General features: G+C 34.1%; 19 protein-coding genes and 1 pseudogene. 10 read left to right on the top strand and 10 right to left on the bottom strand.

Features of this window, described 5'->3' with window-relative positions; all coding sequences use genetic code 11:
- Positions 1–33: 33 nt before the first annotated feature.
- Together NAAC61_RS03150 and NAAC61_RS03145 are read right to left on the bottom strand one after the other, a co-directional pair.
- Entirely contained in the window at positions 34–1068 is a 1035-nt protein-coding gene (locus tag NAAC61_RS03150; protein ID WP_202695265.1) for a phenylalanine--tRNA ligase subunit alpha, read from the bottom strand.
- Positions 1069–1125: 57 nt separating this feature from the next.
- The gene (locus NAAC61_RS03145) at positions 1126–1632 is read right to left on the bottom strand and encodes a hypothetical protein (RefSeq protein WP_012208065.1); all 507 of its coding nucleotides are present in this window, start codon (positions 1630–1632) and stop codon (positions 1126–1128) included.
- A 289-nt stretch (positions 1633–1921) separates the two neighbouring features.
- On the opposite strand from NAAC61_RS03145, the gene NAAC61_RS03140 reads away from it, so the two are divergent.
- The 8 genes from NAAC61_RS03140 (at position 1922) to NAAC61_RS03105 (ending at position 10858) form a co-directional block, all read left to right on the top strand.
- The gene (locus tag NAAC61_RS03140; RefSeq protein WP_012208066.1) at positions 1922–2566 is read left to right on the top strand and encodes an ABC transporter ATP-binding protein; all 645 of its coding nucleotides are present in this window, start codon (positions 1922–1924) and stop codon (positions 2564–2566) included.
- The gene (locus NAAC61_RS03135) at positions 2550–3341 is read left to right on the top strand and encodes an ABC transporter permease (protein ID WP_012208067.1); all 792 of its coding nucleotides are present in this window, start codon (positions 2550–2552) and stop codon (positions 3339–3341) included. The genes NAAC61_RS03140 and NAAC61_RS03135 overlap by 17 nt, the downstream gene beginning before the upstream one ends.
- 53 nt (positions 3342–3394) lie before the next feature.
- Positions 3395–4543: an MFS transporter gene (locus tag NAAC61_RS03130; protein ID WP_103065384.1), complete on the top strand. Its 1149-nt coding sequence runs from the start codon at positions 3395–3397 to the stop codon at positions 4541–4543.
- 59 nt (positions 4544–4602) lie between these two features.
- Complete coding sequence (locus NAAC61_RS03125) at positions 4603–4893, top strand: PadR family transcriptional regulator (protein ID WP_233186693.1); 291 nt, start codon at positions 4603–4605, stop codon at positions 4891–4893.
- A 112-nt stretch (positions 4894–5005) separates the two neighbouring features.
- Positions 5006–6256, top strand: a complete 1251-nt coding sequence (locus NAAC61_RS03120; protein WP_202695264.1) for a glutamate-5-semialdehyde dehydrogenase — start codon at positions 5006–5008, stop codon at positions 6254–6256.
- Position 6257: 1 nt separating this feature from the next.
- Positions 6258–7082: a pyrroline-5-carboxylate reductase gene (gene proC / locus NAAC61_RS03115; RefSeq protein WP_012208071.1), complete on the top strand. Its 825-nt coding sequence runs from the start codon at positions 6258–6260 to the stop codon at positions 7080–7082.
- The gene (gene purB / locus NAAC61_RS03110) at positions 7075–8370 is read left to right on the top strand and encodes an adenylosuccinate lyase (protein WP_443146877.1); all 1296 of its coding nucleotides are present in this window, start codon (positions 7075–7077) and stop codon (positions 8368–8370) included. Before proC ends, purB begins: the two co-directional genes overlap by 8 nt.
- 115 nt (positions 8371–8485) lie before the next feature.
- Positions 8486–10858, top strand: coding sequence for a Lon protease family protein (locus NAAC61_RS03105; RefSeq protein WP_202695262.1), 2373 nt, complete (start codon positions 8486–8488; stop codon positions 10856–10858).
- A 49-nt stretch (positions 10859–10907) separates the two neighbouring features.
- Here NAAC61_RS03105 and NAAC61_RS03100 read toward each other — a convergent pair whose 3' ends face one another.
- Complete coding sequence (locus NAAC61_RS03100; protein WP_103065386.1) at positions 10908–12407, bottom strand: carboxypeptidase M32; 1500 nt, start codon at positions 12405–12407, stop codon at positions 10908–10910.
- Between the two features lie 234 nt (positions 12408–12641).
- On the opposite strand from NAAC61_RS03100, the gene lnt reads away from it, so the two are divergent.
- A complete protein-coding gene (gene lnt / locus NAAC61_RS03095) occupies positions 12642–14117 on the top strand; it encodes an apolipoprotein N-acyltransferase (RefSeq protein ID WP_158245205.1) in 1476 nt (491 codons plus the stop codon).
- Positions 14118–14119: 2 nt separating this feature from the next.
- Here lnt and NAAC61_RS03090 read toward each other — a convergent pair whose 3' ends face one another.
- From NAAC61_RS03090 to xylF, 7 genes and pseudogenes are all read right to left on the bottom strand, one after another.
- A complete protein-coding gene (locus tag NAAC61_RS03090; protein ID WP_103065388.1) occupies positions 14120–15106 on the bottom strand; it encodes a 2-hydroxyacid dehydrogenase in 987 nt (328 codons plus the stop codon).
- 201 nt (positions 15107–15307) lie between these two features.
- Positions 15308–16780: a xylulokinase gene (xylB, locus tag NAAC61_RS03085; protein ID WP_103065140.1), complete on the bottom strand. Its 1473-nt coding sequence runs from the start codon at positions 16778–16780 to the stop codon at positions 15308–15310.
- A 15-nt stretch (positions 16781–16795) separates the two neighbouring features.
- Entirely contained in the window at positions 16796–17992 is a 1197-nt protein-coding gene (locus NAAC61_RS03080; RefSeq protein ID WP_103065141.1) for an ROK family transcriptional regulator, read from the bottom strand.
- 23 nt (positions 17993–18015) lie between these two features.
- Positions 18016–19331, bottom strand: a pseudogene (gene xylA, locus NAAC61_RS11315) (xylose isomerase).
- Between the two features lie 33 nt (positions 19332–19364).
- Positions 19365–20459 carry a sugar ABC transporter permease gene (locus NAAC61_RS03070; protein ID WP_103065186.1) on the bottom strand — a complete coding sequence of 365 codons (1095 nt, stop codon included), beginning with the start codon at positions 20457–20459 and terminating at the stop codon, positions 19365–19367.
- Between the two features lie 41 nt (positions 20460–20500).
- On the bottom strand, positions 20501–22039 hold the full coding sequence (locus NAAC61_RS03065; protein ID WP_103065143.1) for a sugar ABC transporter ATP-binding protein: 1539 nt from the start codon (positions 22037–22039) through the stop codon (positions 20501–20503).
- An 83-nt stretch (positions 22040–22122) separates the two neighbouring features.
- Positions 22123–23151 (bottom strand): D-xylose ABC transporter substrate-binding protein, encoded by a 1029-nt coding sequence (xylF, locus tag NAAC61_RS03060; protein ID WP_103065144.1) that lies wholly within the window; start codon positions 23149–23151, stop codon positions 22123–22125.
- 360 nt (positions 23152–23511) lie between these two features.
- On the opposite strand from xylF, the gene hutH reads away from it, so the two are divergent.
- Positions 23512–25038 (top strand): histidine ammonia-lyase, encoded by a 1527-nt coding sequence (gene hutH, locus NAAC61_RS03055; RefSeq protein ID WP_103065145.1) that lies wholly within the window; start codon positions 23512–23514, stop codon positions 25036–25038.
- Positions 25039–25045: the final 7 nt, after the last annotated feature.

The raw sequence follows: 25045 nt of genomic DNA, 5'->3' as shown, positions 1-25045 counted from the left end.
CTAAAATTTTGCTTGCCAATGACGGATAATTGATTATGAATTTTCTATAAACCTAATGTCGTTTTTGTATAATTCTCTCAAATCTGGAATGTTATATTTCAACATCGCTACTCTTTCAATCCCCATTCCAAAAGCAAAGCCTTGCCATACTTTTGGATCGTAATTAACGCTTTGAAAAACGTTTGGATGAACTAAACCGGCTCCCAATATTTCTATCCATCCGGTATTTTTACAAACATTACACCCTTTCCCTCCACAAAAGATACAACTGATATCTACCTCAAAACTTGGTTCGGTAAAAGGGAAATAGCTCGGACGCAACAAGACCGAAACTTTATTTCCAAAAAATTTTTGAGCAAAAACTTCAAGATACATTTTTAAATGGGAAACGGAAACATTTCTATCAACATAGAGCCCTTCTACCTGATGAAAAACCGGGGAATGAGTGGCGTCTAATTCATCTTTTCTGTATACCCTTCCCGGGGATATTATAGCCAAGGGGGGCTTACTTTTCAACATAGTTCTCACTTGAACGGGAGAAGTATGCGTCCTTAAAAGCTTTTCTTTGTCCAAGGACAAATAAAAAGTATCCTGCATTTCTCTGGCAGGATGCCATTCAGGAGTATTAAGTGCGTCAAAATTGTACCAAGAATTTTCAATCTCTGGACCTTCAGCTACCGAAAAACCCATTCCAATGAATATTTCTTCTATTTCTTTCCTTGTTTTTGTGATCAAATTCTCTTTTCCTATCTTTCTACGAGCCCCAGGAATCGTAATATCAACCCAGTTTTTTTTCTCCTTTTCTTCTCTTTCTTTTTCTTTCAACTCACTTAACTTCTCATCAAAAAGGGTTTCTAATTCTTCTTTTAGTTCATTTACACTTTTACCATACTCTTTTTTTAATTCTACATCATCGATATCTTTAAGACTGTTCATTAGAGACTTGATTAAACCTTTCTTACCTAAATATTTAGATTTTAGATTTTGAAATTCCTGCATATCTGTTATTTCTTGTATTTCTCTTTTTAAAGTACCTATGATTTCATCTCTGTCTATTGTTAAAGCCATCAAAATCCTCCTAAATTTTAAAAATTTTAGCTTTGAAAAGTGGTTTTTTCTGAATTATCATTTGAAATAATCTTTTGATCCAGATATGATAGGTTCTCCCAACATATTAACTACTCTGTCTGTGGTAGCTTGCAATAGTTCAAAAGAATCACTTATCACTAATATACTGCAATCCTTTCTATAATAAGAAATGATCGTTGAAATGTCAGAAAGCTCGTCGTAATTAATATCACACTTTTTTGCTCCTATAAATATCAAATGACGCCTTTTAGGTTTGTTTTTAAGTATGTTGTATATGCTATCTTTCCAAATTTGAGGAACCACTATATGAGTAAAAGATCTTCCCACCCAATTCATACCATTTGCAAGAAATCCATTTATTTTAACTTCCTTTGCGTACTTTTCAGGTTCAGAAATTAATTTAAAGAAATACGATGTCATTAATTCAGTCTCACTGGTATATAAACCTAACGAATTACCTTTTTCCAACTTAATCTCTGGAAAGGTGATAGAAGGTTGTACAATATCCAGCATGATGCTATTTGAAATTTCCTCTTCAATCACCTTGCACACCTCTTTTTATCATTTTTTGAATCTCTCAAAGCACTTATCTATTAAAGCTATTTTAAGACACTATTATCTAATTTATAAAGAACTACTTTTAATTGTAATCAGGTACAAAGGCATAACAATTTTTTCAGTGAATTGATTAATACCAATAGTTATCCCTCCAAAAGAAAATTATACCATAACAATAGAAAAAACTGACATCTTTATTGACAATTTGAAAAAAAGAGTTATAATTACAATATCAATTTCCGATATCGACATTAGATATAAGGAGGGAATAATTTTGATCGAATTTAAAAATGTTTCAAAAAAATTCCAAGATAAGTACGTTCTAAGAAATTTTAATCTCAAGGTTCAAGAAGGGAGTAAAACTCTTATCTTTGGAAAATCCGGAATTGGAAAAACCACTATTTTTAGATTACTTTTAGGATTCATTAAACCAGATGAAGGACAATTACTATACAAAAATGAAGAGTTGAATGGTAAAAATGTATGGGATTTAAGAAGAGATGCTGTGTACATCGGGCAGGAATTAGATATTTCTGATGGAACCGTAAGAGAAATAATTCGTACTATATTGAATTATAAAATAAATCTCAAAGTACCTTTTGAAGAATCAAAATTAATAAAATTATTTGATTTTTTTGAACTACCAGCAAATATTTTAGATAAAGACTTCCAATCTCTTTCAGGTGGAGAAAAACAAAGAGTTTTGATATCTATTTTTACACTTTTAAACAAAAAATTATACTTACTAGATGAGATTACCTCTTCTTTAGATAGAGAAATGAAAAATAAAGTCATAGAATATTTACTATCAAAAAAAGAGTGGACTTTGATTGCAATATCTCATGATCAGGAATGGTTAAATAAAGAAGGTTTGAATATAATAGAAATGGGAGGGAATAATAATGGAACCTACAACTGATATTTCTTTATTTTCACTTGCAATGGCGTATTTGTTAATATTTTTCCCCATTATCTTGAGTTATATTTTTAATTTAAAAATTACCCGAGATACTTTAATTTCAACATTCAGAATGAGCATTCAGCTTTTCATCATGTCTTTAATTTTAGTATATCTTTTCCAATTTGATTATACATGGTTGAATATAGGCTGGTTATTTTTTATGATTTCTTTTGCTGTATTTCGAGTTATTGGTAGCAGCGGTTTAAATTTCAAAAGGTTCGTTTGGCCAGTATTTTTTGCCCTTGGTATTTCTAATTTTATTGTACTCTTTTACTTCGATTTTATAATTTTAAGATTGGATGATATTTTCACCGCAAGATATTTCGTTGTCCTAGGTGGAATGCTCTTAGGTAACGCTTTAACAGGAGATATTATTGGAATTAGTAATTTTTATAAAGATATAGAAAGAAATAAACAACGATATTTTTTTGCTTTGGGAAATGGGGCTACCGTTTATGAAGCCACACTTCCATATTTAAGGAACGCATTAATATCTGCCCTTAGACCAACCATAGCAAGTATGGCTACAGTTGGAATCGTGTATCTGCCTGGAATGATGACAGGTCAGATTTTGGGAGGTGCATCTCCACAAACAGCTATAAAATACCAAATTGCCATATATGTAGCTATTTTAACATCGGTTTCTCTTTCTGTAACCTTAACGATATTATTCACAATGAAAAGTAGCTTCGATGAGTATGGGATACTTCGCCAAGATATCTTTAAAAAATAAGCAAAGGAAGGTGTTCTAAAACGAAAAAAACAGCTATTGGTTTTATAGTTGCTATGGGAATTGTGAGTTTATTCGCAGACATCACACATGAAGGAGCAAGAAGTTTAATCGGTCCTTATTTAGGTTTATTAGGAGCAAGTGCTACAGCGGTGGGAATCATTTCAGGTTTAGGTGAGTTCATAGGTTATGGTTTAAGGTTGTTAACGGGTTATTTAAGCGATAAAACTCATAGATATTGGCTTTTCACATTTTTAGGTTATGGAATGGATCTATTTGCTGTTCCTTTATTGGCTCTTGCCGGAAGATGGGAAATAGCAGCCATGCTAATAATTATGGAAAGAACAGGAAAAGCTATAAGAAAGCCTTCGAAAGATACCCTTATGTCTTATGCAGCACGAAATGTGGGAAGTGGTAAAGGATTTGCCATAGCAGAGGTCCTTGATCAAATTGGAGCTGTCTCAGGGCCTGTTATTTTAAGTTTGATTCTATTATTCAAGTCTGGAGATGAGTTAACGAATTACCGATTCGCATTTGCAATATTATTGATACCTGCATTGATTACTTTAATTTTGTTGTTGATTAGTAGATTGAACTTTCCACAACCCGAGAAGTTTGAAGTGAAAGAGGAGAAGATCAACTTTGAGGGAATATCAAAATCGTACTGGTTGTATTTAGTAGCCATTTCCCTGATTGCTGCAGGTTTTGCGGATTTCCCTTTGTTGGCGTTCCATTTTCAAAGAATTGATATTTTCAATTCAACTATGATACCTTTTATGTATGCGATAGCTATGGGCGTGGATGCTATTTCTGCATTGATCTTCGGCTTCCTTTACGATAAAGTCGGAGTTACAAGTCTTATAATTGCCTCCAGCCTCTCAATATTCTTTTCACCCTTTTCATTTTTATCTGAATCTTCACTGTTAGTGATTTTAGGTGTTATTTTGTGGGGAATCGGAATGGGTGCCCAGGAATCCATTTTAAAATCTGTAGTAGCCGATATCGTCACCCCCGAGAAAAGAGGAACAGCATATGGTTTTTTTAACGCTATCTTTGGCCTTTTTTGGTTCATAGGTAGTGCAGTTATGGGAATCTTGTACGATCGCGCAATCGTGAGTTTGGTTGTCTTTTCCATGATAGTAGAAAGTGCAGCCGTTTTCACTCTTTTTCTGCTTAAATCTAAGCTTGGCAACCCTCTAAATTAAAAAGAAAGGGGGAAATAATCATAAAAGAATCAAAAGATTATATTGAAAAGAATAAATATTTGAATAAAATCTTGAATGGTTTGATTCAAATACATATATTGCACCATTCACAAAAAGCTCCAATCTATGGAAGCTGGATGATTTATGAATTAAAAAGGCATGGATACAATATTAGCCCAGGTACTTTGTATCCTTTATTACACAAGATGGAGAAAGAAAATCTTCTGAGTAAAAGAATTGAAATAGTAGAAGGTAAAAAAAGAATATACTACTCTATTACGAGCCAAGGAGAAAACTTATTAAAGGAATTAAAGGCAAAAGTAAAAGAACTATTTCATGAAATAATATAATTATATAAAAAAGGTGAGATTTGCCTTTACTTTCACATTCAAAAAGTTATGATATAATTAAAAAACATAGAAAAAAGAATGGGGAAAAGATCGACAGAGGGAGGGTCAAATTGTGAAGCTGGAGGAGTACGTTTTAAGTAAGGCAAAAAAGGCTAAAGATACTTCAAGAAACTTTAGCTCAACTTCTGAAACAGATAAGATCAGAATTCTTAACTATATTTCGGAAGAGCTAATGGCCAATAAAAACTATATAATATCAGAAAACCAAAAGGATGTCGAATCGGCTAAAAACACTGGGATGTCAAGCAGTCTTTTAGATAGATTGTTACTGAACCAGGAAAGAATCACCAAAATGGCTGAAGGTGTCCAAAAAGTCGCACAACTTCAAAGTAGTGTGGGCAACATCTCTCAGATGTGGAAAAGACCAAACGGCTTGATGATTGGAAAGATGGTAGTTCCTTTAGGGGTAATCGCCATTATATATGAAAGCAGACCAAATGTAACAGTAGATGCAGCTGCTTTATGTATAAAATCTGGTAATTGTGTGGTATTAAGAGGTGGTTCTGAAGCGATTCATTCTAACAATGCCTTAGTAAAAATTATCCACCAAGCTATTGAAAGAGCTGGTTTCTCAAAGGATATAGTGCAGTTCATTGAGATTACAGATAGGAAAGCCGTTGATGAATTGATGAAACTGTACGAATACATCGATGTTTTGATACCTCGAGGCGGACCATCTTTAATTAAAAATACCGTTGAAAATTCTATGATCCCTGTTATACAAACGGGGGCTGGAAACTGTCACGTTTATGTTGATAGACAAGCAGATCTCGAAAAGGCACTAAAAATCGTTGAAAACGCTAAAATAAGCAGACCATCAGTATGTAACGCCGCAGAAAAATTGTTGGTTCACAAAGATATAGCGGAAGAGTTTCTACCAAAAATATATACACTCTTTGAAAAGAAAGTAGAATTAAGAGGTTGTGAAAAAACCTTGAAAATAATACCTCAAATGAAAGCGGCACAAGAAGAAGACTGGTCAACTGAATATTTAGATTACATAATGGCAGTAAAAATTGTTGATAGCACTGAAGAAGCGATAAACCATATAAACAAGTACAGCACAAAACATTCTGAAGCCATTATAACCGAAAATTATACGATCGCTCAAAAATTTCTAAACGAAATAGACTCTGCTGCGGTTTATGTCAATGCTTCTACGAGATTTACCGATGGTGAAGAGTTCGGTTTTGGTGCAGAAATGGGAATAAGTACACAAAAATTACATGTTCGAGGACCGATTGGAATCAACGAGTTAACGACCACCAAATATATTATCTTGGGAAACGGGCAGGTTAGATAGTATGAATGAAAAACTGTGTGTAATAGGATTGGGAAAAATGGGGAGCACTTTAGTAAAAGGTCTAATCCAAACAAAAACACTTAAAAGAGAACAAATAATCGGAACAGATCTCTTTGAATACGATTCTGAAAAAAATTCTAATTACTCCGACATAAAAACTATCTCGGATAACGCAAAAGCGGTGAAAGAATCCGACATCGTTCTTTTAGCTGTGAAACCACAAGTAATAGACAAAGTATTGGAAGAAATAAGTTCTTCTTGTGAAAACAAGATAGTTATATCAATAGCTGCAGGAGTAAGTCTGCGCCATTTGGATAAAGCTTTACCAACTTCATCAAAGATAATAAGAGCTATGCCCAACACCCCTATTTTAGTAGGTGAAGGTGTTATTGCTATTAGCAAAAAGAAGAACGTTGACGAAAATGACTTGAAAAGGGTTAAGGAGATTTTGGAAAGCGTTGGAAAGGTATATTTGGTTGAAGAGGATATAATGGATGCGATAACGGCTTTAAGCGGGAGCGGACCAGCATATGTCTATATGATGATAGAGGCTTTATCCGACGGCGGTGTCCTGATGGGTTTACCTAGAGAGCTTTCCACTGAATTTGCCGCAAGAACATTACTTGGCGCTGCAAGGATGGTTTTAGAAACGGGAAAACATCCTGGAGAGTTGAAAGATATGGTTACTTCCCCAGGAGGCACAGCAATTAAAGGAATAGAAGTTTTAGAATCTCATGGTTTACGAGGTATCCTTATGGACGCAGTAAAAGAAGCAACTATAAGGTCAAAAGAACTTAATTCACAAAGGGGTGTGGATGTTGATTGAAAGGTACTCTCTTTCTCCAATTAAAGACATTTGGACTTTAGATGCCCAGTATAAAAGATGGCTTGAAGTAGAAATAGCTGTAATAGAAGCCTTTGAAGAACTTAACCTTGCTCCCAAAGGCACATCCCAAAACATTCGACAAAAAGCAAAATTAGACGTTCAAAAAATATTAGACACAGAAAAAATAGTGGATCATGACGTGATAGCCTTTATAAAAGTGGTAACTGAAGACATGGGAGATGAGGCAAGATACTTTCACAAGGGTTTAACATCATCAGATGTTGTCGATACAGCTTTATCCTTAGCTATAAAAAGAGCAGAAGAGATTATTCTTGATGAGCTAACTCAATACATAGCTAACCTCAAAAAATTAGCTGTGGATCATAAGTATACTATTATAGTTGGAAGAACCCATGGGGTACACGCTGAGCCAACATCTTTTGGATTAAAAATTTTAGGATTTGTTGCGGAAGAAGAAAGAAACAAAGAAAGATTAGAAAAGGCTATAGATAACATTTCCCAAGGAAAACTCAGTGGAGCGGTTGGAAATTATGCTAACATAGAACCAAAAGTAGAGGAAATCGCTTTGAAAAAACTCAACCTCAGACCTTGTAAAGTATCTACTCAAGTTTTACCAAGGGATCTTCATGCTGAATTTTTCAGTGTTTTAGCTATGATAGGAAGCAGTATAGAAAGACTTGCCATAGAAATCAGGCACCTTCAAAAAACAGAGGTGTTGGAAGTAGAAGAACCTTTTAAAAAAGGGCAAAGAGGTTCTTCAGCGATGCCACATAAGAAAAACCCCATATTGTGCGAAAGGTTGACCGGGATGTCAAGAATGCTAAGATCTTATCTATCTTCTGCTTATGAGAATATCTCCTTATGGCACGAAAGAGATATTTCTCATTCGTCTGTAGAAAGGGTGTTTATACCGGATGCAACCATGCTTACTTACTATATGTTGAATAAAGCAAATTACTTAGTTGAAAACTTAGTGGTTCACAAAGATAGAATGAAAGAAAACATAGAAAAATCGTATAATTTAATTTATTCTCAACGGGTATTGCTGAAGTTAGTTGAATTAGGGGTAAGTAGAGAGGAAGCTTATAAAATAGTTCAAGAAAACGCGATGAAAGCTTGGAATGAAAGGCGTGATTTTAAAGCAATTTTATTGGAAGATAATAGAGTAAAGGCAAAATTATCAGATAAAGAAGCATTTGAAGATATATTCTCACCTGATTATTATCTAAAAAATATAAATGAAATTTATGAAAGGTTTGAACTTTAGTAGAGGCTGCAGGCCCATTCCTTAGAAGGGTGGGGAGCGGGGCGAAGGGGCGCTATTAAACAAGTTTTTAGAATTTTTAACAACGGTAAAAGTGCAAATAATGGAGGCGTAGATAATGAAACTAACTTTAAGTGATTTTGAAATTAAAATCCCAGATATCAAAATCGATAACACTTCAGAAATAAAAATTGGTTCTTATCAAGATTACACCATACAAACGGCTGCTTGTGAAATTTTACAATTTGCCTTGGAAAGCAGCAACGATTCAAACAATGTTTTCTTAGTTGGTCCAAATCGTAGTGGTAGAAGAGGTATGACTCGAAAGATAATCGAAAGAATATCGTTAACTCAAAAAGCTCCTCAAGATCTTATGTATGTTTTTAATTTTAAGGAAGAAAAGAAACCCAAGTTGTTGAAACTGCCCGCCGGAGAAGCCAAAAATTTCAAATCTGAATTGCAATCTATTATTAATTCCTCTGTACAAGTTTTAAATAAAACGATGCAGACAGAAGAATTTCAACAAAGGTTAAGTTCGTTAGAAAAAGAATACAACGAGCAGAGGGAAAAATTGTGGTCAGATCTGAGAAAACAGGCTCAAGCTCTTGGTTTTATACTTGAGGCTTCTGAAAAAGGTATAGTGAGCGTTCCAGTGTACGATGGCAAAAAAATAAGCACCTCTGAGTTTGAAAATCTTCCGGAAGAGATAAAAGAGTATTTTCGAAAAAATTCCGAGAAGTTGCGAGAATTAATTGAAAAAACAATGGTAAAGATCACGGAGATGGATAAAGAATACTGGGAGGAAGTTAAAAACTTACGACGTTACTGGGCAGCTTTTAGCTTAGCTAAGCTTTTCGAACCCCTTGAAAAGAAATATCTCAAATATTCTGATGTTTTTGAATACCTTCAAAACTTGAAAGAGGACATAGCTTCTCACCTATCCCAATTAACTTCCGAAAATCAAAATCTAATAACTTATCTTAAAGAAAAAAGATACAATGTCAACATTATAGTGGATAATTCTTATCTACAAGGTGCACCTGTGATAGAAGAAGACAATCCCACTTTTTCAAATTTAGTTGGTAGAATAGAGTATTATTCCCAAATGGGACTCCTTCAAACGGATTTTACAATGATAAAATCTGGAGCTTTTCACAGGGCAAACGGTGGTTATCTAATAATGGAAGCAGAAAAAGTTTTAAGAAAACCTTACGCGTGGGAGGTAATTAAAAGGTTTTTATCGGAGAAAGAAGTAAAAATTGAAAATATTCAAACCGCTGAAGGCTATTCGAGTGTTGAAAGTTTGGAACCAGAACCTTTATCTTTAACCGTTAAAGTGATTCTCATAGGAGAAGAATGGGTGTACAATTTATTAAGAGTTTACGATAGCGAATTCGAAAAACTTTTTCCCATAAAATCACAATTTGACTATGAGGCAGAGTTAAGCAACGAGAATTTAAATAAATTTTTAGCTTTCTTAAGCAACACAGTGGAAGAAAACGATATCTCACACTTTACAAAAGATGCGATTGAAGAGATTATCAAGTACAGTTGTAGGATGAATGGAAACAACAAAAGGTTCTCCTTAAGATTGGGGGAAATTAAGAATCTACTAATAGACTCTTTCAACATTTCACGGAAAAATGGATCAAGCCCATACATAACCGCCAAAGATATAAAAGATACTACAAAGTTTAGAGAAAAAATGTTTTCCTTTCATAAGAAAAAATTATTTAATGCGATAAAAGAACAAAAGATTGACATAAGAACTGAAGGCTCTGAAGTCGGACAAATAAATGGATTGACTGTTTTGGATACAGGAGATTTCACCTTTGGGCATCCCGTCAAAATAACAGCAAAAAGTTACAGATCCTCTTCTGAAAAAATCATAAACATACACAGGGATATCGATTTAAGCGGGAAAATATACAAAAAATCCTCATTGATCATAGAAAACTATTTCAAACATAAATTTTCTTCTTTCATAGAAACAGGTTTCGGTGTATCTTTAAATTTTGAACAAGTTTATTCTATCATCGAAGGAGACAGCGCTACAATAGCAGAAACGCTGGCTTTAATGTCTTCCATAGCTAACATTCCATTGAAACAAAATATTGCCATCACCGGATCTATGAATCAAAACGGAGAAGTTTTGCCAGTTGGAGGAATAATCGAAAAAATTGAAGGATTTTACGACGCCTGTAAAAATCTCAATTTTACTGGAGATCAAGGGGTGATTATTCCAAGTAAAAATATCGATAATATCGTATTGAAAGACGAAATAAATGAAGATATACAAAATGGAAAGTTCCATATTTGGGCTATTGATAATATAGATGAAGGGATCGAACTAATGACAGATTACAAAGCAGGGACACCAAATGAAAACGGTGAATACGAAGAAGGCACATTTTATTACTATGTAAGTGAAAACCTCAAGAAATTATCAAAAGAGGAGAAAAAAGAAAAAGACGAAAAAGATAACAAATAGCTGTGATTAATTTTAAAATCCCCCATCGTATATAGATGGGGGATTTTAATTATAAACCATAAATTGCAGAAAACTTTTCTTTTATATACTCTACAAAATATTTGGGATTAAGAGTTTCACCTGTAACCTTTTTCAAAAGTTCTTCTGGTTCGTACATTTTACCGTACTTATGGACATTCTCAACCATCCAGTTCAAAACTTCTTTTGAATCTCCTTTTTCTATTTGAGATGGATAATCTTTTAGATCTTTTTTCAATTTTGAGAACAATTGAGCACTGTAAAGATTACCCAACATATATGAAGGAAAATAACCAAATTGTCCATTTGACCAATGAACATCTTGCAAAACACCTACTGCGTCGTTTGCCGGCACAATACCTAAATATTCTTTCATTTTATCGTTCCATACCGTTGGAAGTTCATTTACTTTTATTCTATCGTTTATCAGTGCTTCTTCGATTTCAAATCTCAGCATAATATGAAAGTTGTAAGTTACTTCATCTGCCTCAGTTCTGATGAAATCTTTTTTAACTATATTAACACCTTTATACAGCTCATCACTACTTATTCCTTCAAAAGATGGGAAAATATCTTTTAACTTTTTAGAAAAGAAAACCCAAAAATGAGGCCCTCTTCCTATAATATTTTCCCAAAATCTTGATTGGGATTCATGCACAGCCATAGAAGCACCTTCATCCAAAGGAGTCTCTGAAAATTCCTCAGGGATATGAAGTTCGTATAAAGCATGTCCACCTTCGTGCATAGTTGAAAATAAAGAATATCTCAAATCTTTGTTGTTGTATCTTGTTGTAATTCTTACGTCTTTTGGACCAATTTTTGTTGTGAAAGGGTGAGCAGACATGTCCATACGTCCAGAATCGAAATCGAAATTCATAAATTTTAACGCTTCCAGGGATAACTCTTTTTGCTTATTTACGTCGAAATCTCCTTCAAAGAAATCGTATCTTGGTTCTTTTCCCTTTTCTAAAAGCTCTTTCAGAAAAGGTAGTAGATACTCTTTTAAATAATTTATTGTACCTTTCACCGTTTCTGTTTTCATTCCAGGTTCGAATAAGTCTAAAAGAGCATCGTATCTATTTTTTTCATATCCCAAAGCCTCTGCTTGCTCTTTTTCTAAAGATACGACTTCTTGCAAATAAGGCTCAAATAAAGAAAAGTTATTTTCCTCCCTGGCTTTTTTCCAAAAATGACCTGCTTTTGAAGTCGTTTCGGCTAATTTTCTGACAAGCTGTGGAGGTAACTTTTTAAACTTATCGAAATCTTTCTTGGTTACTCTTACCATTGCTTGATCAATTTCACTCAATTCATCATAATTTTCCTTCTTTGAAAAATAATCCAAAAATTCACCCATCTGATCAGAAACAGACATTCTAAAAAGTGCCTCCATAAGTTCTCCCAAAGCTTTAGAACGATACTCAAAAGCATTGTTGGGAGCGTTAGTTTCTAAATCCCAGTGCATGAGTGCGATAGCCTGACTGTATCTTGAAATCTTGGCTTGAAACTCTTTAAATTCTTCCAATTTAGACATCTTTTTACCCCCTCTTACATAAATTTTTTCACTCTTTAGATATTCTAAAACTTGTTATAGCGCCCCTTTGCCCCGCTCCCCACCCTTAAGGATAAAGGAGTAACACAAATTTTGTTAGTTATCCTTATTATATCAGATTTCTTGAACTATCACAAAGTTTGCTGTATAATATTGTAACGACAACATAATTATACAAGAAACAAGATTTTCAAAATATAATCCATGGGGGTATATATGAAATATCTACTTACTTTAATTTCAGGTGTTTTAACCGGTTTGGCTATGCCGGGTAATTTATTTTCTTTTTTCATCTGGTTTTCATTGGTTTTCTTTCTTAGAAACATAGCCAGATCAAAAACTCATTATGAAAGATTACTTCATACGATAATATATTCCTCTTCCATGCTTGTAACTACTCTTTGGTGGCTGCTTCCTACTTTGTCTAAAAATATACCCCAAATTTTAAAAAATTATTCTTCAATAGTAGGTTTTTTTGGATACGTTGGAATGATAATACTTTTAATGATACCTTACCTCATCATTTGGCTGTTATCAGAACTTTACCATCGAAAAGATAGGCAATACAATTATCTTTCTTTGGTTTTTTTCTATTCTTTTGCCTACACTGTTGCGGAAATTTTGAGGGGTTTTGGAGATTTGGCTTTTATGGGAGGAAATTTATCCTACGCCCTTTACGATCATACAGGGATAATACAAATTGCCTCAATTATAGGGTCTTTTGGTCTAACTTTTATCATAGTTTTTGTCAATGCCCTGATTGCTTTCGATAATTCACGTGATAAGGTATTTAAAATTCTTGCTATATTTACTACTATATACATTTCTAACTTTGCTATAGTGAGGTATCTACCTCCCATTAATGGCACAAACGATTCCATAAAAGTTGGAGTCGTTCAAACGAATGTTCCTCAAGAGATAAAATACTCCTCAAATCCAATACAAGATTATTCAACTTTTTCTAAGAATATCGAAGAATTTAAAAATAGGGATGTGGATGTAGTAGTTTTTCCAGAATCAACTTTTCTTGAAGACATCTCAAAATCAGAAATAGAAAGTCAAATGGTAAGAGACATTCAAAACTTATACAAACCTGTAATATTAGGACACCCAAGGATAGGAAACGATAACCATTTTAACTCTGCCTGGGTGTATAACCCACATGGGAGTATTGAGGGTATCTACGATAAGGTTAAATTAACACCATTTGCCGAATTTTTACCGTATGAAACTATATTTGGAAACTTTGATGTTTTTAGATTATTAAACTATTATACCCCTGGGGAAGATTACCTAACCTTTTCATTGAACGAAACTGATATTGGAGTACAAATATGTTTTGAAACCTATTTCCCGGAAGTCGCAATTAATCAAGCTAAGAATGGAGCAAATTTATTGATTGCAATATCTAACGACGGTTGGTTTAATTCGAAAACAGGCCTGTTTCAACACTTCAGTCAGGGCGTTTTTAGAGCAGTAGAAACGAGAAGAGATTTCATCCAGGTTTCAAATACAGGCTTAACCGGCTCAATCGACAAATATGGAAGAATTACCAACATATTTGAATCCAAAGAAGAAAAAACGGGAATCTTTTTTGTCAATCCAAACGATAACATCTCTTTTTATTCTAAGGCTTCAGATATATTAAAAATCTTATTTTTTATCGGAGCTCTTCTGCTTGCAATTCTTTAAATTCAGTATCCAAATTCTAAATCAATTAAGTCTTTTGCCGTACCATCTTTTAGAAAACTTTTTATATTTTCTACAGTTTCATCGATACTGTACTTTGTAGCTTCAGTGTTATAGCCTCCAACATGTGGAGACAAAACAACGTTATCAAAGGTATGAACTGGGTAATTAGCTGGCAAGATCGATGGCTTTTCTTTGGAAGGATAATTGTACCAAACATCTATAGCGGCTCCAGCTAATTTTTTAGATTTCAAAGCCTCGTATAGTGCCTTTTGATCTATAACATCACCTCTTCCAACATTTATTATGTATTTGCCAGTCATCTTATTAAACACCTTTTCGTCGATAAGACCTTTTGTATATTTCGTCAAGGGCAAAGTTACGAATACAATTTCACTTTTTTCTATTACATAATCTAAATTGGAACTAATCTCATCCACATTTTCAATATCTATATTTGCGTTTCTTTTATAACCAACAATTTTACAGTCAAAGGTTTTAAGCATTTGTGCAAGATTTTTTCCTATATTGCCTAACCCCAATATTGCACAACTTTTGTTCTGAATAGATACCCATGAATCTTTAACGCTTTCTCCGGCACTAAATCCATGCCAAATTCCTTCTTTTAAATCGTTATGATAAGGTACAATTTTTCCAAGAAGAGCTAAAGCAAGAGTAAAAGCCCTTTCTGCAACTATTCTCGCATTACCATGACTATTTGCAACGCTAATGCCTTTTTCTTTAAGTATTTCTAAAGGTAATTGGTTCACTCCAGCATAGGGAACAAAAATTATTTTCAAATTCTTTGATTTTCCCAAGACGTTCTCGTCCAAGTCTCCACCAAACACTATTGCATCTGCAACTTCCATTGCATCTTCAATATTGCTGATTTCATCACTATCTAAAAATTCATCGTTGGGAAATAATTTCTTCAATTCACTAATTTTTTCTCTCCAATACGAGTTTAACTTGTTCATAAACAATACTTTCAATTTTTTTAATACCCCCTCAAAGTGATTAATTTTACTATCTTTAGCGCCCCTTCGCCCCGCAGCCCGCCCATAAGGATAAAAGTTCTTTTCCCTTTTCCCCAGTAACCATCATTGTTTAATGATCCATACTAATTATATCACAAAAAAAGTCGGAATTAAATTAACAATTTTAAAAGCGGCTAAAGCCGCTCTTTTTATATATCATTTTTGAATTTTTGCCAACTCTTCGAAATTTCCCTTCAACGATTTATACAAATTCTTGTAAGTCTCATAATAATCATCGTAAATCTTGGTATCTTGATAATCAGGTTCAATAACTTCTTTAAATTTTACCCATTTTAAAACATCTTCAAGCTTTTGGCCATCTCCCACTGCAGCCAACATAGCTGCTCCATAAGCACCACCTTCATCAATTTCAGGCATTTTAACAGGCATTTTGAAGTTTGTTGCAACTATCTTTGCCCATGCTTTGTTTTTGGCCCCTCCTCCAACTATTCTAATATCTTTTATCTCTGTTTTTTCTTTTATAAGTTCAAAAGAATCCCTAAGGCCAAAGGTTATACCTTCCATAGTTGCCCTTAGTATGTCATTTTCAGTATTCAAAGAAGAAATCCCAAAGAAAACGCCTCTTGCGTTAGGATCTCTATGCGGGGTTCTTTCTCCGTTTAAATAAGGAAGAAAAATAATACCGTTTGAACCAGGGACTGATTGGTTTGTTCTTTCTTCTATTTCTGCCCAATCTGAACTGGGAAAAAATCGATTCTTTACCCAATTTAGAGAATGAGCGGCTGAAAGCATTACTCCCATGTAGTAATATTTATCTTGTATTACATAGTTAAAGTAATGTATTTTTCCAGATAAATCAGGAACTTTTTTTTCAGTGAGGGTTAAAACAGTGCCTGAAGTTCCGATACTAACCATCGACTCTCCCACTTTTGATATACCTATTCCAAATGCAGCTGATGCATTATCTGCTCCTCCAGAAACGACTTTTGTGTTCCTCCATCCCAATTCATTTTGCAAGCTTTCTTTTAATTCGCCTCGAATCCCATAAGAAGGATACAATTCAGGCATTATATCCATATTAATGCCAAAAGTTTCAAATATATCTTCATCCCAATAATTTGTTTTTACATTAAAACATGCTGTTCCAGAAGCATCCGAATAATCTATACCAATACTACCCGTTAACTTAAAAACAATATAATCCTTAGGTAGAAGAATCTTCTTTATTTTTTTAAAATTCTCTCCTTCATTTTCTTTTAACCACAGTATTTTTGGGAAAGTGAAACCTTCCAAAAAGGGATTCCCTATTTTGGAGATAACCTTTTCTTCACCACCAAAAACTTCTGTAGCTTTTTTACACTGGGGAGTGGTCCTTTGATCACACCAAAGGATTGCTGGCCTAATAGGTTTATTATTTTCATCCAAAACCACCAAGCTATGCATTTGTCCGGAAAACCCTATTACATCTATTTGATGCGTTCTGGAAACTTTTTTTAATATTTCGTATACACCAATCCACCAATCTTCAGGGTCTTGTTCAGCCCATGCAGGTTTGGGAACTTTCATTTCTAATGGATAGGAATAACTATCCAAAACTTCTCCTTCTTCAGATACTACTAAACCCTTCAATCCAGTTGTCCCAACGTCAATTCCTAAGTACTTATGCAAACTTATCACCTCATTCTAAATTACAGCTTTTTCTGCAAAATCATCCATCACCCTTAAATTTGCCCCCGTCAAACATGCTGTTTCTATATCAAAAACAGGTCTCAAGGGCTTTTTTAAAGATTTTAAGGTTGGCTTCAGAGCTCGAGTCTTTATAATATTTTCAATCTCTGTGAAATACTCATCCGGGAAAAGATACCCATACCCCCCAAAAATTACAAACTCAGGATTTAAGATATTTATTAAATTAACCGTCCCTACTCCCAAATAATATAACATCTGTTTAATTATTTCATCGGCGTTTCCTTCCTTCTTCTGGGCTTTTATAAGAAGATTTCTAAATTTTTCTTCGTAATTGTTGCCTTCCAATCGCCCATTGCTGTATTCATATATCTTAGAAACTGTATCAATTGAGGCAAACGTTTCCCAACATCCTTGATTATTGCAAAAACATTTTTCTCCATCTTCATCGATGCTCATGTGACCAAATTCACCTGCTGTGAAATTAGGTCCCAAATGAATTTGACCATCTATAAGCAAAGCTCCTCCTATCCCCTGAGATATGAAAACATAGACTCCGTTGTTTAGGTTGGCAATATTCTTGTTAAAATACATCTCTGCTTGTAGAGCTAACTTTGCCTCATTTGCAGCGAAAATTGGTTTGTCACATTTGGGTAGTTCCTTTAAAAGAGCTGCTTTAAGATCGATCTCACTCCAATTAAAATGAGGTACGTATTCGATAATCAAGTTTTTCCTATCAATCATTCCTGGAAAAGAAAAAGAAAGGCCTACTATATTATTCCCATTAGCATTTTCATATATTCTTTTTATCTCAACAGCTAATTTACCAATAAAAACATTAAAATTTTTTGGGGTTTCAAATTCAACAATCTTATTTATTGAATTGTTCATATATCCAAGACCTACGACTGTTTTTTCAACTCCAACCTTAACGATAATGGAAGCAGCAACGCCTTTCGCTGCTTCCAGTTTTATAGGTTTTCTTCCAACCCCTTTAGAAGATTTTCTATCTCCTTCTTCTATTAAGTTTTTAGAAATCAAATCATACGTAATCTTTGTCACAGTACTTTTATCCAAACCTGTAAGCTTAGAAATCTCATTTCTTGAGATTCCAGAATAATATCTGATCAAATTGAAAACCATTAATTTGTTTGAATATCCCATTCTTTCTGCATTGATTTTCTTTATCTTCAAAACAAAGCCTCCTGATTTATTGTCTATTCGTAGATATACAAATTTAATAAGTTTTCCAAATATTCTTGTCTTCCAGATTTTGGTACTCCCACTTTTTTATCTAGTACATACTCTTCGAGTTCTTTGAAATTAGTTCGTCCATCCACTATCTTTTTACCCATTCCTTCATTAAAACTATTATACCTTTTTTCTACAAAGTCTTCCAAAACTTTGTCTTCTAAAATCTTATTGGCTAATATCAATCCTAACGCAAATGCATCCATTCCTGCTATATGAGCGTAAAACAGATCAATATTTTCGTAAGAAGGTCTTCTAACATGTGAGTCAAAGTTCAAACCACCCGGAGCTATTCCTCCATTCTTAAGTATTTCATACATTGCCAAAACGTTTTCAAATACGTTTGTTGGGAATTGATCTGTATCCCATCCCAACAATAGATCACCCATGTTAGCATCAACGCTTCCCAATATATTATTTATCCTTGCATACCTTAATTCATGCTGAAAAGTATGACCAGCAAGAGTGGCATGATTTGCTTCTATATTGAACTTGAAATACTTATCAAGATCGTACTTTTGTAAAAATGCATAAGAGTTCGCAACATCAAAATCATATTGATGTTTTGTGGGCTCTTTTGGTTTGGGTTCTATCAAAAATTGGCCATCAAAACCAATTTCTTTGGCGTAATCTACAGCCATGTGTAAAAAATTAGCCAAATTGTTCAATTCCAACTCCATATTAGTGTTTAAAAGGGTTTCATATCCTTCTCTTCCACCCCAAAAACATAATTTTCACCATTTAATTCCTTAGTAATCTCAAGTGCCTTTTTCACCTGTGCAGCGGCATAAGCATATACATCTGCATCACAAGACGTTGCTGCACCTTGCATAAACCTTGGATGAGTGAAAAGATTCGCTGTTCCCCAAAGAAGCTTTATACCTGTTTCTTTCATTCTTTCTTTTATTCTTTCTACTACTTTGTCTAATAACTTATTTGTTTCTCTCAACGTTTCTTGTTCATCAACTAAGTCTCTGTCATGGGTACAAAAATATTTAACCCCTAATTTGCTCATGAACTCAAATGCTGCATCACATCTTGCGTAAGCTTTATCTAAAGAATCTGAAAACTTATTCCACTCTCTGCTGGCACTTTCTATACCGAACATGTCCCTTCCTTCTGCGGTGAAAGTGTGCCAGTAGGCCACAGAAAATCTCAGATGTTCTTCCATAGTTTTATTACCAATTTTTCTCTTGGGATCATAATAGTGAAAAGCTAACGGATCCTTTGATTCCTTACCAACATACTCAACCTTTTTAATATCTTTGAAGTATTCTGTCATTTTAAGACCTCCTGTAAGTTTTTTTGTACATATTTAAGCCTCTTTCTTTTTACTTGCAACATCAAACCATACCGCAAATATTAATACTAAACCTTTTATTATAGACTGCCAAAAAACCGGGACATTCATAAGACTCATTCCATTGTCTAGACTTGCCATTACAATTGCTCCAATTACTGCACCAACAACAGTACCTATTCCTCCCATTAAGCTTGTACCACCTATAACACAAGCAGCTATAGTATCTAACTCAGCTCCTTCTCCACCCGAAACAGCCGCCGCATTAAGTCGAGAAGTTAAAAAAATGCCTGCAAAAGCTGCTAATAGTCCATTAATCATAAAAACTATAAGTGTAATCTTTTTTACGTTTATTCCAGATAAAGTTGCAGCCTGACTATTACCGCCAATTGCATATATATATCTTCCAAAAACTGTATTTTGAGAAATATAAGTGAAGAATATTAAAAGAATAACAGCTATTAAAACAGGAAAAGGAACTCCTCGATAAGAATTGAAAATTACAATAAAAATGGTTATTAATAAAATATAAGCCAATAATTTTAAAAATTCTACTCTCAAAGAGGGAGCATTTAATCCATGAGATTTTTTCTTCTTCCATGAATTAAGTTCTGCTAGTATTATGAGAATAGCACCGATAACTCCTATTATTATCCCTACAATGTTTGATAGATAACCTTTTCCCAAAAATTCAAAAAAACCTCTCATTGGACCAATAGTAGTACCTTTTGTAATTCCTAATAGAATTCCCCTGAAAATGAGCATGCCACCTAATGTAACAACAAAGGCTGGAACTCCTCGGTAAGCTACCCAATATCCATTCCATAGACCTATAAGAAGTCCAATACCTAAAGTAATGAGGATAGAAATAAAAGGATCCATTCCGTTCCACACATGCAAAATTGCTACAATACCCCCAGTTAGTCCTACAATAGAGCCAACCGAAAGATCTATTTGCCCCAATATTATAACAAAAACCATACCCATTGCTAATACTGATAAAAATACTGATTGTCTGAATAAATTAGAAATATTCCTAGCACTTAAAAAAGAACCTTCGGTCAAGATGGTAAAAAATACCCAAATTACTATTAGAGCTATTATCATCATGTACGATCTTAAACTTAAATTTAAACTAATCTTTCCCCTTTTCAAAACACCTCTCCTCCTTTAGTCCCAGTGGCAAGGTACATAACTTCTTCTTGGGTTAAATTGTGGTTGATATTTTCTAATTCTCCCATAAATTTACCTTCATGCATAACTATAACTCTATCGCTCATACCTATTATTTCTGGTAATTCAGAAGATATCATAATTATTGAAATACCTTGAGATGCTAAATCATTCATTAATGAATATATTTCTTGCTTAGCTCCAACATCTATTCCTTTTGTAGGTTCATCCATAATCAATATTTTTGGTGTTCTTATCAAATTTCTACCTAGTAAAACCTTCTGTTGATTACCTCCACTCAAAGTAGTAATATTTGTTTCTGGAGAAGAAGTTTTAATATTTAGTTGTTTGATCATTCTAAGAGCTTCTACTATTTCGTCTTCTTCAGATATTTTAAAATAACTACCAAACGATTTAATGAAAGTAATTGAAAGGTTTTGCCTTACAGATAGATTGGGAAATATCCCCAAATTTTTCCTATTTTCAGATAAATAAGCTATTCCGAGTTCTAACGCTTGCCTTGGTGAACTTATTTCTAATTCTTTGGAATTCAAAAATACCTTTCCACTTTTATTACTCGAATTGAATCCTATTATGCTAGTCATTAATTCTGTTCTACCCGCACCGACTAATCCAAACAGACCTAATATTTCTCCTTTTCTAAGGTGAAAACTAATATTTTCAACAACTTTTCTTTGAGAATCGTAATCCTCAAAAAGCGTATAATCACTCACTTCAAATACTATTTCGTTTGGAATATAACGTCTTTTGGGAAACATTTGATTTATTTCTCTCCCCACCATCATTTTTATGAGATCACTTTCTTTTACTTCACCAATGGGCCTTGTGTCAATTAATTTGCCATCTCTTAGAACGCTGACAGTATCAGCTAACTCAAAAATTTCGTCAAGCTTATGTGAAATATAAATAGACGTAACCCCTTCAGATTTCAACTCTTTTAAAATAGCAAACAATATCTTTGTTTCATTTTCTGTTAAAGATGAAGTAGGTTCATCCAAAATCAAAATATTACAATTTTTAACTAAGGCTTTAGCAATTTCAATTAACTGTTGTTTTGCAGAACCTAAGTATTTTACTTTATTAAGAACATTTTCATTCTCCATCTTCAATTTTTTTAACCATTCCTTAGCTTCCTTGATCATTTCATTCCAATCTATTGAAACTCCTCTTACAATAGCTTTACCCATAAAGATGTTTTCAACGATATTTAATTCGTCAAATAGGCTCAATTCCTGGTGAACAACAGCGATTCCTGCTTCTTCTGCTTCTTTTGGATTTCTAAATTTCACCCTTTCTCCATGTAGATAAATTTCACCTTCATAGGTTCCCAATGGATATATTCCACCTAATATACTTATCAAAGTAGACTTTCCTGCTCCGTTTTCTCCACAAATAGCATGGATTGTATTTTCCTCAATTTTTAAATTGATATTTTCAAGGGCTTTTACCCCTGGAAACTCTTTTGATATGTTTTTCAATTCTAAAAGAGCGGCCATTTAATCACCTCAATTGTTATGTGTTATAAAAATGAGACTGAAGGGTTAGGGATTGACCCCTAACCCAATATTCAAAGTTCTGTTTAATCCACTTTCGGCCATTGAGATTTGGGAACATTTTTATATACATCTTCTAACCTTTGGAAACCATCCTTTATAACCGTTTCTACTATATTAGTTTTATCAACAGGGATAGGCTCCAAGAAGAAAGTAGGAACCTCCTTATACTCATTGTTAATTGATCCATTTGTTACAATATGAATATCCTTAGCAGCTGAAACAGCCATAATAGCAGCCATTGTGGCGATATCCTTTATAGGTTTATAGACGGTCACTGTTTGTGTACCTTCAACTACTCTCTGGCAGGCAACCAGGTCTGCGTCTTGTCCAGATACTAAAACTTTTCCCGCTAGTCCTTGTTCCTTTAACGCTTCTACCGCCCCTCCAGCTGTACTATCGTTGGAAGCAACAATTGCATCAATCTGATTTTGAGTAGCGGTTAAAGCATTTTCTACAATCTTCATAGCTTCTTGCATTGACCAGTCTTTTGCCCATTGATCTCCTACTATTTTTATCGCCCCACTATCAATATATGGCTGAAGAACGTTCATTTGACCTTCTCTAACAAAATGCGCATTCATATCTGTTGGAGACCCTCCCAACAAGAAATAATTACCTTCTGGTTTCCTATCAACCAAGTACTGTGCTTGAATTTCTCCAATTCTTATTGGGTCGAAAGTAATGTAATAATCTAAATCACATTCCATTAAAAGACGATCATACGCAATTACTGGAATTCCGTTAGCGTGAGCCTCTTCAACCACACTTCCCATAATATAACCATCATGTGCAATGATAACTAAAACATCAGCTCCTTGATTCATCATGTTTTCAACCTGAGAAACTTGCAATAAATCATCATTATTGGCCGATTGTACAATAACCTTTGCACCAAGTTTCTCAGCAGTTTCAACAAAAATATCTCTATCTTTTTGCCACCTTTCAAGTTGCAAATTAGCAACAGAAAGCCCAATCAACACCTCATCCTTTGCAAATAAAGCACCACCAAATGTTAATAAAAACACCAGAAAAACCAAAAGAACTTTCTTCATTTTACTAACCTCCTCTTTTTTTGTTTTTTTACCATTAGTACTAATGGTAAAAACTGCATCTAACTACTTCCATTTTAAAATATTCTATTTATCATTGTCAATAGTAAGTTTATCCAATCAACTAATATTAGGAGCAATTACGAGCAATTATTTGCGATTAGGAAGCTTTTTCTTAGTTTTTCTTGAATTTTGTTAAAAATTGTTTTGTAAGATTTCATTAGATTTTCTTGTTTAATCGACTTAGATTGTTTTTAATCGACATTAATCAGCTCTATTTAAAAGTGAGAAATTTTTTTCACGGTGTTATAATTTTGTTAGAAGATGTGAAGTTTTTGCTTAATCGAAAGAGAGGTCTTATATTTGAAAAAGGTCTATATAGACGGCGAACATCTGAGTTTGGAAGATGTGATTAATGTAGCTAGACATTATTACGAAGTGGCTATCGATAAATCTGTCCTTGAGAACATTGAGAACTCCAGAAAAATTGTAGAAAAGTTTGCAGAAGAGGAAAAAGTCATATATGGTATAACTACTGGCTTTGGAGAACTCTGTAATGTTTTCATTTCGAACGATAAAACAGAGAAATTACAAAAGAATCTGATCAGAAGCCATGCATGCGGAATTGGGGATCCTTTGGATATAGAAACTGTTAGAGCGATTATGTTGCTTCGTGCGAATTCTTTGGTCAAAGGTTTTTCTGGAATAAGGTTATCCACCATACAAACTCTGATTGATATGATCAACAAGAAGGTTCACCCAATAATACCAGAAAAAGGATCTTTAGGAGCCAGTGGTGATCTTGCTCCTTTAGCCCATATGGTTTTACCGATGATAGGAGAAGGAGAAGCTTATTACGAGGGCAAACGGTTAAATGGAAAAGAAGCGATGAAGTTGGCGGGAATAGATACGATAAATCTTGTTGCCAAGGAAGGTCTCGCTTTGATAAATGGAACACAAGTTATGACGGCTATAGGTGCATTATCGATATACGATAGCATAGAACTTTTAAAAACAGCAGACATAATTTCATCGTTGAGTTTTGAGGCGCTGAACGGTGTCATCGAGGCTTTTGATGACAGGGTACACAATCTAAGACCTCATAAAGGGCAAATTGGGTCCGCTAATAATTTAAGGAAAATACTTGAAGGTAGTAAAATGGTGTCTCATCAAGGGGTATTACGTGTTCAAGATGCTTATTCCTTGAGATGTATCCCGCAGGTTCACGGTGCTTCACGTGATGCGGTAAATTATGTAGAAGATATCATCGTGAAAGAGATGAATGCAGCAACCGATAATCCTTTGATATTTTCAAAAGAAGAAGAAGCAATATCCGCGGGGAATTTTCACGGCCAACCAATTGCATTGGGCATGGACTTTTTGGCGATTGCTTTGTCTGAAATTGCAAATATATCAGAAAGACGAATAGAAAGGCTTGTTAACCCTAAATTGAGTGGGTTAGCTCCTTTTTTGATAGAAGAAAGTGGCTTGAATTCTGGTTTTATGCTGGTTCAATATTCAGCTGCTTCGTTGGTTTCAGAAAACAAAGTCTTAGCTCATCCTGCAAGTGTTGACTCGATTCCTTCTTCTGCAAACCAAGAAGATCACGTTTCTATGGGTACAATCTCAGCGAGGAAGGCGAAAAATATTCTAAACAACGTCCAAAAAGTATTAGCTATGGAAATGATGTGTGCTTGCCAAGCCATAGATTTACGAGGGAATAAAGGTTTAGGAAAAGGTTCAAAGATAGTTTATGATATAGTAAGAGATAAAGTACCAAAGATAAACGAAGACAGAGCAATGTACGAAGTGATAGATAAATGTGAAGACATATTAAAATCTGGCATAATCGTTAAAGAAGTGGAAAAAGTAATTGGTAAATTATTTTAAAGAAAGG

The organism is Petrotoga sp. 8T1HF07.NaAc.6.1 (genome assembly GCF_016772115.1).
Taxonomy (GTDB): Bacteria; Thermotogota; Thermotogae; order Petrotogales; family Petrotogaceae; genus Petrotoga; species Petrotoga mobilis.
This window is presented reverse-complemented; position numbering and strand designations above follow the sequence as displayed.